This window comes from Micromonospora sp. NPDC126480, from assembly GCF_040302465.1.
Taxonomy (GTDB): domain Bacteria; phylum Actinomycetota; class Actinomycetes; order Mycobacteriales; family Micromonosporaceae; genus Micromonospora.
The window spans coordinates 1-12044 of the sequence record NZ_JBEORU010000004.1 but is presented as its reverse complement, the minus strand read 5'-3'; the positions used below and the strand labels follow the sequence as shown (position 1 = coordinate 12044).

10 protein-coding genes are annotated in these 12044 nt (G+C 75.4%); 7 read left to right on the top strand and 3 right to left on the bottom strand.

Annotated elements, in window-relative coordinates; genetic code table 11:
• Position 1: 1 nt before the first annotated feature.
• A complete protein-coding gene (locus ABTW87_RS04795) occupies positions 2-364 on the bottom strand; it encodes an STAS domain-containing protein (RefSeq protein ID WP_350648550.1) in 363 nt (120 codons plus the stop codon).
• Positions 365-846: 482 nt separating this feature from the next.
• Between ABTW87_RS04795 and ABTW87_RS04790 the strand changes: the two genes are divergently transcribed.
• A complete protein-coding gene (locus ABTW87_RS04790) occupies positions 847-993 on the top strand; it encodes a hypothetical protein (protein ID WP_350648548.1) in 147 nt (48 codons plus the stop codon).
• A 112-nt stretch (positions 994-1105) separates the two neighbouring features.
• Positions 1106-1513, top strand: coding sequence for a hypothetical protein (locus tag ABTW87_RS04785; protein WP_350648546.1), 408 nt, complete (start codon positions 1106-1108; stop codon positions 1511-1513).
• A gap of 160 nt (positions 1514-1673) precedes the next feature.
• Here the strand turns inward: ABTW87_RS04785 and ABTW87_RS04780 are convergent, their stop codons facing one another.
• The gene (locus tag ABTW87_RS04780; protein ID WP_350648545.1) at positions 1674-4394 is read right to left on the bottom strand and encodes a cellulose binding domain-containing protein; all 2721 of its coding nucleotides are present in this window, start codon (positions 4392-4394) and stop codon (positions 1674-1676) included.
• A 268-nt stretch (positions 4395-4662) separates the two neighbouring features.
• Here ABTW87_RS04780 and ABTW87_RS04775 point away from each other — a divergent pair, with 268 nt between their 5' ends.
• Complete coding sequence (locus ABTW87_RS04775) at positions 4663-5349, top strand: BON domain-containing protein (protein ID WP_350648543.1); 687 nt, start codon at positions 4663-4665, stop codon at positions 5347-5349.
• A 147-nt stretch (positions 5350-5496) separates the two neighbouring features.
• Entirely contained in the window at positions 5497-6045 is a 549-nt protein-coding gene (locus tag ABTW87_RS04770) for a DsbA family protein (protein ID WP_350648541.1), read from the top strand.
• Between the two features lie 69 nt (positions 6046-6114).
• Here ABTW87_RS04770 and ABTW87_RS04765 read toward each other — a convergent pair whose 3' ends face one another.
• On the bottom strand, positions 6115-8967 hold the full coding sequence (locus ABTW87_RS04765; protein WP_350648540.1) for a winged helix-turn-helix domain-containing protein: 2853 nt from the start codon (positions 8965-8967) through the stop codon (positions 6115-6117).
• A gap of 169 nt (positions 8968-9136) precedes the next feature.
• Here ABTW87_RS04765 and ABTW87_RS04760 point away from each other — a divergent pair, with 169 nt between their 5' ends.
• The 3 genes from ABTW87_RS04760 to ABTW87_RS04750 are packed head-to-tail and all read left to right on the top strand — an operon-like array spanning position 9137 to position 11926.
• The gene (locus ABTW87_RS04760; protein WP_350648538.1) at positions 9137-9562 is read left to right on the top strand and encodes a hypothetical protein; all 426 of its coding nucleotides are present in this window, start codon (positions 9137-9139) and stop codon (positions 9560-9562) included.
• Positions 9559-10731 carry an alcohol dehydrogenase catalytic domain-containing protein gene (locus ABTW87_RS04755; protein ID WP_350648536.1) on the top strand — a complete coding sequence of 391 codons (1173 nt, stop codon included), beginning with the start codon at positions 9559-9561 and terminating at the stop codon, positions 10729-10731. Before ABTW87_RS04760 ends, ABTW87_RS04755 begins: the two co-directional genes overlap by 4 nt.
• 25 nt (positions 10732-10756) lie before the next feature.
• A complete protein-coding gene (locus ABTW87_RS04750) occupies positions 10757-11926 on the top strand; it encodes a saccharopine dehydrogenase family protein (RefSeq protein ID WP_350648534.1) in 1170 nt (389 codons plus the stop codon).
• The last annotated feature ends 118 nt before the right edge of the window (positions 11927-12044 follow it).

The window sequence follows — 12044 nt, the reverse complement described above, 5'->3', positions numbered from 1 at the left end:
GTCAGGCGCCCGGGAGGACCTCCGGGGCCGCGGCGCCGGCGTAGTAGGGCTCGGGTGCCCCGAAGAGACCGAGCAGACCGGTCACCCAGAGCTGCCGGTGCACGAACCGGCTCGGCTCGGTGACCACGAGCTTGACGCCGCTCACCTCAGCGGTCTGGAAGCCGGCCACCATGGCGCTGATGCCGACGGAGTCGATGAAGGTCACCAGCCGCATGTTGAGCTCGATGCGGGTCGGACGGCCCTTGGCCAGGACCTCGGCGATCGCCTCGCGCACCTCGTACGCGGTGTCGACGTCGATCTCGCCACGCGGCGCGATCTCGACGACACCCCTGGGCAGGACCGACTTCACGATCGACAGGCTCACGCGAGCACCTCCACTCGCCCGTCCGACGGGCGCCTCATCAGTACGCGGGCCGCGACCGAGAGTATTCCTCTTACGGCCTCGGTCGCCACCCCTCGGGATGAGCAATTCCTGTGGTCCGGGGCCCCAAGTCCCCTATGTCTGGACATTTCGCCTTCTATTTACCCAACGTTCGGCGGCCAATGACGGTCGCCGGCCCCAGGGTAGCCGCCCCCGGCGACAGCCGCCGATAACGCGACCTCCCGGCGCGCCCACGGGGCCCCGGGGTCGGGGCCCGGCCGATGCCCGCGCAGTTTCGGGGAAGTTGCTGCCTCCGGCGCCGTCCAGGCGACAACATCTCCGAAACTGCTGCCTCCGGCAGTGCTTCCCCCGGCCACCGTGACCGTGGCGGGCGGGATGGCGGCCCGGGCGCGTACGCCGGACGCGGGTTGTCCAGCGCGCCTAGCATCGGCGGACAGGACGTACCGTGACGGAGAGGATGATCGATGATCAGGAGACTTGCCGCGCTGGCCGGGGTCAGCGCGCTGCTCGCCCTCGTACTGGCCTGCGGTTTCGGCGGCGGTGGGGACGACGACGATGACGATGACGACGACTTCGCCCGGGGCGGCGTGTCGGTGGTCGTCCTCGACTGACCCGGTTTGCCGCGCCATTGGCCGGGGCATAGCCGAACCACGCGTACCGCGACACGCCGGAGTGACGCCGCCGTCCGAAGTGGCCGGCTTCGGCACCCCAGGGAGGTAGACGATGTTCGGAACCAACTTGCTGGACCGCCGCGGCAGGACCGAGCGGATCGCGGACCAGGCGTGGCAGCACCTGGTCTCGACCATCAGCTCTGCCGGGGAGAGCGTGCGGGACACGGCCCGTTCCGCCCGCCGGGGCGGCACCGGGCTCGCCGACGATGCCGGCGACCTGGTCGGTACCGCGGCCGAGGAGGCCCGGCGCCGCGCCACTCTCGCCTTCGACGCCCTGGCCGGGCGGCGGCCGGCGCTGCCATGGGCCCTGCTGATCGGCGCCGCACTGGCCGGTGCCGCGATCGGCTGGGCGGCTGGCACCGCTGCCCGCGCCGTCGGCAGCCGCGCCGACCGGTCGGTTGACGACATCGAGTTCGTCGACGTGGACCGCCCGAACTCCCCCGCCAACCCGACGACCTGACCAACTCTCATGAGGACCCCGGACGACACGTCGCCCGGGGCCCTCGCCACGCCCCCTCCCCCCTCCCGCCCTCCGCGATCTTGCACTTTCGGCCCTCGTTTCGCGGCTCCTGTCCGCTATGCCGGGGCACAAAGTGCAAGATCGCGGCGGGGGTGGGGGGCTAGCGGGGGGTGCAGGTTAAGGGGGTTGGGGGGGTGTTCGGGGTTGTCACGGTTGCGGTGAAGCCCACGGTCGTCGTCGCGCCCGGGGCGAGGGTGCCGTTCCAGCCGGCGTCACGTACCGAGACCGTCGATCCGGTCTGGGTGTGGGTGCCGCCCCAGAGCTGGGTGATGCGCTGGTCGTTCGGGAAGGTCCAGCCGACGGTCCAGCCGCTTATCGACGAGGTACCGGCGTTGCGGACCACCACCTCGCCCTGGAAGCCGCCCGGCCACGAGTTGACGACCCGGTACGCGGCCGAGCAGCCGCCCGGCGCGGGCGTCGTCGGACTCGGACTCGTCGGCATCGGCGTCGGACTCGGACTCGTCGGCGTCGGCGTCGGACTCGGGCTCGTCGGCGTGGGGCTCGGGCTGGTCGGGGTCGGCGAGGGGTCGCCGCCGAGCCGGTCGGCGACCTGGATGCCGCGCCCGTTCGTGCCGAGGTACACCCGGCCGTAGACCCGGGGGTCACCGGTGAGCGCCTCGCCCGCGTTGCCGTACTGGTGCCGGTCGTCGTTGATCCGGACCCAGTTCGCGCCGGCGTCGTCGGAGCGGAAGACGCCGTGCTGGCCGTCGACCGTACCGATGAGGTAGACCGCCGGGTTCGTACGGCCCGGCGCCGCCTTGCCGAAGCCCACGTTGATCGACGTCGAGACGCCCGCCAGCTTCGCGAAGCCGGCCCCGGAGTCGGTGGAGCGCCACAGCCCGCCTTCGCCGGCCAGCCACACCTCGCCCTCCCGGCCGGGCAGCGCCTTGAACCGCACGTTCCCCGTGCCGGGCAGGCCGGTCGCCGCGGACGCGGTGAAGCTGGCTCCACCGTCCGTGCTGACGTAGAACCGGCCGCCGGCGAAGCCGTAGAACTTGCGGGGGTTGACGCGGTCGGACTCGACGACCGCGTTGGCCGGGATGCCGGTCGAGGCCGACCAGGAGGTGCCGAAGCCGACGGTGTGGACGACCTGCTGCCCGGTATCGCCGGGTGCCCAGACGAAGCGGCTGCCGTCGGCCGCCGCGGCGACCGTTCCGCCGTTGTTGACGCCGCCGGGCTCGGAGCCCTGGAACCAGTTCGCCCCGCCGTCGGTGGAGAACGCGACGTGGCTGTCGTTCGGCCGGTCGGCGTCGGTGAAGTTGCCGGCGCGTACCAGCACCGAGGGGTTGGCCTCGGCGTAGTCCAGGCTGGTGGTGCTGGTGAAGACCGGCTGCGTGAACATCGTCGTCGGCACGGCGTCCAGGTTGGTGTGCCGGAAGCCACCGATGTCACCGAGCGCGCTTACCAGCGGCGCGCCGGAGGGCGGGCTGACCAGGTCGAGGACGGCGGTCTCCTCCAGCCCCTTGACCATCGGCCGGATGGTGACGGTGCCGCCGGTGTCCCACCGGGTCAGGTCGGTGCTGCCGTAGATCGTGGCGCCGGTGCCGTACAGGAAGCGGTTCGAGTCGTGCGGGTCGATCTCCACCGACTCGTTCATCCAGCCCAGCTTCGGTGACTCCTCCGGCGGTGTCGGGTTCGCGCCGAAGGTCAACCAGGGTACGGAGCTGATGTCCATCGTGTACTTCTTGGCGCGGTTGGGGTAGCCGGCCCAGTCCCAGATCCGGCTCCAGGTGGCGCCGCCGTCGGTGCTGCGCCAGAAGATGGCGTCCGGCCACCAGGAGATCTGGGTGGCGACCATCAGGGTGTTCGGGTTCTGTCGGTCGATGGTCAGGCCGCTGTAGCCGAAGTAGGCGTCGGCGCTGCTCGACGGGATCGGGCTGATCTGCGTCCAGGCGCCGGTCGACCGGGTGAACTTCCAGACGTCGCCCTTGCCGCCGTCGTACGGGCCGCCGGTGTCGCTGGTGGCGATGTAGAGGTGCCCGCCGGTGTGGTCTACCACGCCCTTGTGCGCGATGTAGCCGGTCGGCTGGCCGGGGATCCGCTCCCAGGTCACGCCGCCGTTCGTGCTCCGGTAGACCGGGTTCTCCTTGTCCGCGACGCCGACGTAGACGGTCTGCGTGACGTTCCCCGGCGTGCCGGTGGCCTTGTCGAACGCCACCCAGGTCAGGCCCTGGTTCTGGCTCTGGTAGCCGCTGCTGTCGTCCGGGTCGGCGACGTAGTTGCCGGCGTTGGGGAAGCTCGTCACCTTCGCCCAGGTGGCGCCGTGGTCGGTGCTGCGCCACAGCCCGTTGCCGCCCTCGGCCGCGTAGTACACGACGCTGTTCCGGTTGGGGTCGACCGCCAGCCGCTCCCCCATGCCCCGGCCGGGCATGTTGCCGCCGTTCTTGAACGGCAACTCGTACGCCGCCCAGGTGGCGCCCTTGTCGGTCGAGCGCAGGATCGCGCCGTTGTTCGGGTCCCAGCTGTTGGTGTACATGCCGACCGCCGCGTACACGCGGTTGGTCTGCACCGGGTCGGTCGCGACGCTGACCACGCCGTTCCAGCCCCACCGGTCGGCGCCGACCCAGTCCAGCAGCGGCGTCCAGGACTGGGTGGACTGCTCCCAGCGGTACAGCCCGCCGATGTCGGTGCGGGCGTAGACGAGGTTCCGCTCGGTGGGGTTGAAGACGATGCCGGGGACGAACCCACCCCCGTCGATCCGGACGTTCTTCCAGGCGTACGCCTCGGCGGGTGGTGCTCCGGCGGCGGTGAACGGCACCGCCACCACGGCCACGGCGGCGGCCAGCGCGGCCACGACCGTGCCGGCGAGACCCTTGCGCATTCTGCGGTTCCTTCCCGGGAGGGTGCCCCCGGCGGTGACCCGCGTTCCGGGGACGGACGGACTGGCTGGCCGGAGCTGCCCTGGCTCCGGTGCTCGGCGAACGTGGCTCCCGCACCCGAGGAACGCGCTTACCTTAACCGATCACGGACATCCATGGAAGCGCTCCCAGACCTCGCCCCACCCGGTCCACGTGAGGTGGCCTCACCCTCCCCGCGGACAGGATCGTTCCGGACGGGCGCGCGCCTGCCACCGAGGAAGGGAGTCAGCGATGACCGTCGCGACTGTCAGCCGTACCGACCAGGACATCCAGGCCGCCGTGCTGGACGAGCTGACCTTCGAGCCGCGGGTGCGGCCGCACGAGATCGGCGTGACCGTCGCCGAGGGCGTGGTCACCCTGACCGGCCGGGTGGACAGCTACGGCCGCAAGTGGGCCGCCGAGCGGGCCGCGCACCGGGTGCCCCGGGTACGCGCCGTCGCCAACGATCTCACCGTGCGGGTCGGCCCCGGCGCCGAGCGCCCCGACCCGGACCTCGCCGCAGCGGTCGAGCACGCCCTGCAGTGGGACGCGTTCGTGCCGGTGGAACGGATCGACGTCAGCGTGTCCAACGGCTGGGTCACGCTGCACGGCGGGGTGGAGTGGGAGTACCAGCGCCGGGCCGCGGAACACGCGGTCACCCGGCTGGCCGGGGTACGCGGGGTGAGCAACGGCCTGTCCGTCCGCCCGGCGATCCGGGCCGACGGGCACCGGCTCGCCGAGCGGATCATCGACGCGCTCGCCCGCAACCGCGCCACCGAGGCGGAACGGATCACCGTACGGGTGCACGGCGACACCGTGGTGCTCAGCGGGCTCGTCCACTCCATGCCCGAGCGGGCCGAGGTCGAGCGGGTCGCCTGGTCCGCACCGGGGGTACGGGAGGTGCAGAACCACGTGGCCGTCGCGCCCGTGCTGCGCTGAGCGCGCGCCCGACCGGGCACCGGCGGGCCGAACCACCCCGGCGGGGTGAGCCGCCCTCACCCCGCCGGCTGGGAGCGTGGGAGTCATGACTGATCCGTTCGGACCGACCCCGCCGGCACGGCACCGTCGGGTGCGGGTGGTGCCGCGATGACCACACCCCTGCAGGTCACCGCCCGCCTGCGCACCCCGGTCACCGGTGCCGACCACGTCCGGGGGCCGGCGGACGCGCCGGTGACGATCGTCGAGTACGGGGACTTCCAGTGCCGGTTCTGCGGCGCCGCGTACGCCAACATCGCGGAGCTGCTCCGCCAGCGGGCCGAGACGGTCCGGCTGGTCTACCGGCACTTCCCGATCGCCAACGTGCACCCGTACGCGGAGAGCGCCGCCGAAGCGACCGAGGCGGCGGCCGTCCGAGGGCGGTTCTGGGACCTGCACGACTGGCTCTACGAGCACCAGGACCAGCTCGACCCGGTGCACCTGTCGCTCGGTGTCGAGCAGCTCGGCCTGCCCGCCGACGAGGTCGGCGCCGAGGTGGGCCGGCAGGCCCACGGCGACCGGGTGCGCCGCGACTTCGTCGGTGGGATCCGCAGCGGCGTGGACGCCACACCGACCCTGTTCGTCAACGACGTCCGCCACGACGGCGGGTACGACCTCGCCGACCTCCTCGCCGCGGTCGACGCCGCCGCACCCCCGTGACCGGGCCCGCCCCGGTTACCGGGCCCGCCCCGGCGGGCCGCCCGCCGAAAGAGCCGCGTGGCGGTCCGCTCAGATCAGCCGCAGCTCCCGGGCCCGACGGACCGCCTCGCGCCGCCGCGTGGCGTCCAGCTTGCGGTAGATGTTTCGCACGTGGGTCTTCACCGTGTTGACCGACAGCGACAACTCCGCCGCGATCTCGACGTTGGACAGGATGCTCTGCAGGTACCGCAGGATGGTCAGCTCCCGCTCGGTGAGCGGCTCGTCCAGCGCGGCCGGAGCCGCTTCGGCGGTCGCCCGCTCCACCGGCTCGTCAGCCCCGCGCACCAGGTCACTCACCGTCGGCCAGTGCGCCGTGCCCGTCTCCAGGTGCGCCGCGAGCAGGTCCCGAACCCCGGGTTCGGCCCGCGTGAACGGCCGCCGGAAGCCCTCCCGGCCGGCCAGGTCCAGGGCCTGTTCCAGCGTCCGGCGGGCCCGCCGCTCGTCCCCCGCCCGCCCGGCGAGCACCGCGGCCAGCACGGCGGCCTCGAGGCGTACGGGCAGGGGCCAGTCCGCCGCCTCCGGCGCCTGCCAGTCGGGCAGGGCCGCCTCGGCCGCCCGCCCGTCGCCGGCCCGCAACTCGATCCGGACGCGGCCGACCGCCAGCTCGGGTTCGGCGCCGCCGAGCAGGTCCCGGGCACTGTCCAGGTCGCCCCGCGCCCCGCGCAGGTCCGCCTCGGCGGCCCGCAGCCAGCGGTCCAGTTCCCCCGGCCGGCCACCCAACCGCTCCCGGGCCGCGACCAGCAGCCGGTGCCCCGGCGCCAGATCCCCGGCGTCGCGCAGCAGGTACGCGCGGCACAGCGCCAGAACCGCGCCGGCGTCCGGCTCCCCGCCCGCCGGCTCCGCCAGGGCCAGGTTCGCCTCGGCCTCCTCGGGCTGGTCCCGGTGCAGCGCCACCACGCCCAGCGCGAGGTACGCGTACCCGCAGTCGGTCCGGCACGCCCACCCCTGGCAGGGCGGCAGGGCCAACGCCTCCCGGGCCAGCGCCTCGGCCGCGCGCAGCTCGCCCCGCACGGCGTACAGCAGCGCCAACCGGCTGGCGCCGGCGAGCTCGATCCGTGTCCGCCCGCCCGTGCGGGCCGCCGCGAGCGCCGTGCCCAGGTACCGCTCCGCGCCCCGCAGCTCGCCCGCGCCGAGATCGGCCAGGCCGAGCGCCGTACCCGCGACCGCCCGCACGTCGGCGTCCTCGGCGGCCCCGCCGCGCGGCTCGACGGCGGGCGCGGGCGCGGCCAGCAGCCGGTCGACCAGGCCGCTCGCCACCTCCGGCGCCGCCGGTCCGGCGACCGGGCGGGTGGCGAGCAGGCGGGCGGCGGCGGCGCGTACCCCCGGGGTGTCGCCGGACCGGCCGGCCACCGCCAGCTCGACCGCGCAGACCAGCCGGGCGAAGCGGTCCCGGCGCGGCGCGGGCAGCGACCGAGCCGCCTCGGCGGCGGACCGCAGGAACCCCACGGCGGCCGGGACGTCCCCGGCGTACGCGCGGTCGGCCGCGCAGGCCAGCGCCAGCTCGGGGTCCCGCGCCACGGCCTCGGCGGGCGGCGGCGCGGGCACCGGCGCGGCGCCGGGTTCCCCGTCGTACGGGACCAGCTCCGGCCAGGTCGCCATGAACAGCTCGGCGGCCCGGGCCCAGTCGGCGGCGGCGAGGGCGTGCCGCAGCCCGTCGGCGGGCCGCCCGTTGTCGGCGTACCAGCCGGCGGCCCGCCGGTGCAGGTCCCGCACATCCTCGGCGGGCAGCCGGTTCAGTTCCGCCCGCAGCAGGTCGGTGAGCAGCGGATGGCAGCGGAACCAGGGCGGCCGGCCGTCGTCGCGGCGCAGCAGCCCGCCGTCGCCGGACAGGTTCGTCAGCGCCACCTCCGCGTCGGACCGCCCGGTCAGCGCGTCGGCGAGGCCGGCGCAGAACGCGTCCGCAACGGCGGTGCGGCGCAGCACCTCCCGGTCGTCCTGGTCCAGGGCGGCGAGGACCTCCTCGCGCAGGTAGCCGGCCACGTCCGGCTGTTCTCCGCCGAACTGCTCGACCCAGCGGGCCGGGTCGGGCTGCCCCTTCAGGGCCAGCGCGGCGAACCGGAGCGCCGCCGGCCAGCCGCCGGTACGCTCCCGCAGCCGGCGGACCGCCTCCGCGGGTAGGGCCACCGCGTGCGCGGTGAGCAGGTCGGCGATCTCGTCGCCGGTGAACGCCAGGTCATCCGGTCCGATCTCGGTCAGCTCGCCGGCGAGCCGCCACCGGTGCACGGCCAGCGGCACCCCGGCCCGGGCGCCGGCCACCAGGCGCAGCCGCCGCTCAGCGTGCCGGAGCAGGAACTCCAGCCCGGCGACCGCCGCCGGATCACCGATCCGGTGCAGGTCGTCCACGACCAGCAGCACCGGCCGTTCCCGCGCGGCGAGCGCCGCGGCCAGCAGCTCCAGCTGGTCGGGGCGGGGTGGCCCCTCGGGCGGCGCCGGCCCGTCGCCGGACTCGCCGACCGCGGCCCGCAGCGCCGCCGCCAGGTACGCCCACAGGCGTTCCCCGTCGTCGCCGGCCTCCACCGACACCCAGCCCAGGTCCGGCCGCTCGCCGGGCGCGGGGCCGGCCGCGCCGAAGTCCCCCGGCGGGGCGGTCACCGGCGGCGCGTTCCGGCCCCCGTCGGCGGCGCCGGTCACCGGGCCGCCCCGCACCGGCTGCCCGCCGGCCGTCCCGGCCGCCCGGTACCAGGACGCGAGCAGGGTCGTCTTGCCCCAGCCGGCCGGCGCGGCGACAAGCGTCACCGGCGCGACGGTCCCCTCGTCCAGCGCGCGCAGCAGCCGGGGCCGGAGCACCACCGGTTCGGGCAGCGTTCCCGGGCTCAGCCGGGACGCCAGCAGCGGCGTACCCGGTCCCGTGGCCACCACGGTCCCCCGTCGGTCCTCCGGCACCCGGCCCCCACCCCCATCGGACGCGTCCCCCCAGGCCCTGCGGCCGGCGGTTACCCGGCCGGCGGCGGTTCACCCCTTCCGGGGGAGCCCGCTTCACCCCGTCCCGGCCGACCCTTGTGACACGCGTGCGCGCGGCGGCTGCCGCGCGCACCCGGACGGGGAGGCACGGGTGGGACGGAGCGCGACGCTCGCCGGGACGGCCGCCGGCGCGCTGGCGGGGCTGGTCGGCGCCCGCGTGCTGCTCGGCGCGCGGCGGCGCCGGGACGCGGGCGGCCCGGGACCCGGCGGATGGCAGGTGGTCACCGTCGACCGGGCGCCGGGCGAGGTGCTGCCCGGCGGCCGGTGGCCGGAGCCCCTGCGCCGCCTCGGCGGCGCGATCCAGGTCGAGGTGTGGCCGGCGCCCGGCTGCCGGGGCACCGAACTGGCCGCCCGGCTCCGCCCCGGCACGCCCCTGCCGGGGCTCGCCGCGCACCTGGTCGGTGACGACCCGGCACGGGTGGTGCGGGTCGCCCTGCGGCAGGCCAAGCAGCTCGCCGAGACCGGCGAGGTGCTGCGCGCCGACCGGACGGCGCTGGACCGGGGGCCGGCGGGATGAGGGCACTGTGCTGGACGGGCACCGACCAGGTGGCGGTACGGCAGGTGCCCGACCCGGAGCTGCGCAACGGCCACGACGCGATCGTCCGCGTACGGCAGAGCGCCACCTGCGGGGGTGACCTGCCGCTGCTGGCCGGCCGGACGCCGTACGTGTCGGTGGGCGACGTGCTGGGCCACGAGTTCCTCGGCGAGGTGGTCGAGGTGGGGCCCGAGGTCCGCCGGCACCGGGTCGGCGACCGGGTGGTGGTGAGCGCGACGGTGGCCTGCGGCGCCTGCTGGCACTGCCGCGCCGGGTCGCCGTCGTGCTGCGACAACGGCAACCCGGCGCCGGACGTCGACGAGGAGGCGTACGGGCAGCCCGTTCCCGGCGGTTTCGGCCGCCCCCGGGCGGCCGGTGGCTTTCCCGGCGGCCACGCCGAGTACGTCCGCGTGCCGTACGCCGACGTCGGCGCCTTCGGCGTACCCGACGAGGTGAGCGACGACCGGGCGCTCTTCGCCTCCGACGCGGCGCCCGCCGGCTGGCTGGCCGCGGACCTCGGCGGCGTACGCGATGGCGACGTCGTGGCGGTCTGGGGCGCCGGCGCGGTCGGCCAGCTCACCGCCCGGGCGGCCAGGCTGCTCGGCGCGGCCCGGGTGATCGTCGTCGACCCGAACGACGACCGGCTGCGGATGGCGGAACGGCACGCGGGTGCGGAGACCGTCGACCCGGGCCGCGCCGACGTCCCCGCCGAGCTGCGCGAACGGACCGGAGGGCGCGGCCCGGACGTGTGCGTGGAGGCGGTCGGGCCGGCCTGGGACGGTGGGATCCGCTCCCTCGCGGAGCGGTTCACCGGTGCGGCGGAGCGCCCGCCGGCGGTCCGCGAGGCGGTGCACGCCTGCCGCAAGGGCGGCACGGTGGTCGTGCTCGGCGAGTTCACCGGGCACGTGGACGCCTTCCCGCTGGGTTCGGTCGCCGCCAAGGGGCTGAGCGTGCGGGGCGCGCGGCCGCACGGGGCGCGGTACGTGCCGATGCTGCTGGAGCGGATGGCCCGCGACGAACTGCGTACCGAGCACCTGGCCACCCACCGGCTGCCACTGGAGCAGGGCGCCTTGGGGTACGCGCTGTTCCGGGACCGGCGCGACGGCTGCGTGCGGACCGTGTTCAGCCCCGACCCGCCCCCTGCCGGGTGAGGGCCGCGGGTGGCAGACTCGGCGGATGCCTGAGGAGCGGACGTACGACCTCGTTCTGTTCGGCGCCACCGGTTTCACCGGCGCCCTGACCGCCGAGTACCTGGCCCGGCACGCGCCGGCCGGGCTGCGCTGGGCACTGGCCGGGCGCAACCCCGGCAAGCTCGCCGCCGTACGCGACCGGCTCGCCGCGATCGACCCGTCGCTTGCCGAACTGCCCCTGCTCGCCGCCGACGTCACCGACGCCGCGTCGCTGCGGGCGGTGGCCGACAGCGCCCGGGTGGTCGCCACCACCGTCGGCCCGTACATCCACCACGGCGAGCCGCTCGGCGCGGCGTGCGCGGCGGCCGGCACCGACTACCTGGACATCACCGGCGAACCCGAGTTCGTCGACCTGATGTACGTGCGGCACCACGCCGAGGCGGTCCGCACCGGGGCGCGCCTGGTGCACACCTGCGGCTTCGATTCGATCCCGTACGACCTCGGGGTCTGGTTCACCCTCAAGCACCTGCCGGCGGACGTGCCGATCACCGTCGACGGCTTCGTGCGGGCGGGCGGGCGGTTCTCCGCCGGCACGTACCACTCGGCGCTGACCGCGTTCTCCCGCAGCGGCGAGATGAGCCGGGCCGCGAAGGCGCGGCGTGCGGTCGAGCCGCGGCCGGCGGGCCGGCGGGTGCGGGCCGTGCCCGGGCGGGTCGCCCGCTCGCCCGAGCTGGGCATGTGGACCGTGCCGCTGCCGACCATCGACCCGCAGGTGGTGCGCCGCTCGGCCGCCGCCCGGCCGGAGTACGGGCCGGACTTCCGCTACCGCCACTTCGCCGCCGTGCGGCGCCTGCCGACCGTGCTGCTCGGCGCGGCCGGGCTGGGCGCGGTGTTCGGCCTGGTGAAGCTGCCGCCGACGCGGCGCTGGCTGCTCGGGCGGCTCGCCTCCGGGCAGGGGCCGAGCCCGGAGCAGCGGGCCCGGTCCTGGTTCCGGGTGCAGTTCCTCGCCGAGGGCGGCGGGCGGCGGGTACGCACCGAGGTGGCCGGCGGCGACCCCGGCTACGACGAGACGGCCAAGATGCTCGCCGAGTCGGCGCTCTGCCTGGCCCTGGACGACCTGCCGGCGACCTCCGGCCAGGTCACCCCGGTGACCGCCATGGGGGACGCCCTGCTGCACCGCCTCGAGAACGCCGGAATCACCTTCCGCGTCCTGTGAAAGGAAGGGCCCCTTGTTAACGCCTTGGGTTCTAGGGATCGTTGCAACACCTGACTGTTTCAGGGGTTGTGATGGTCTTCGAGGTCCGCAGTGATCGAGGGCCGCAGGGTCGTAAGAA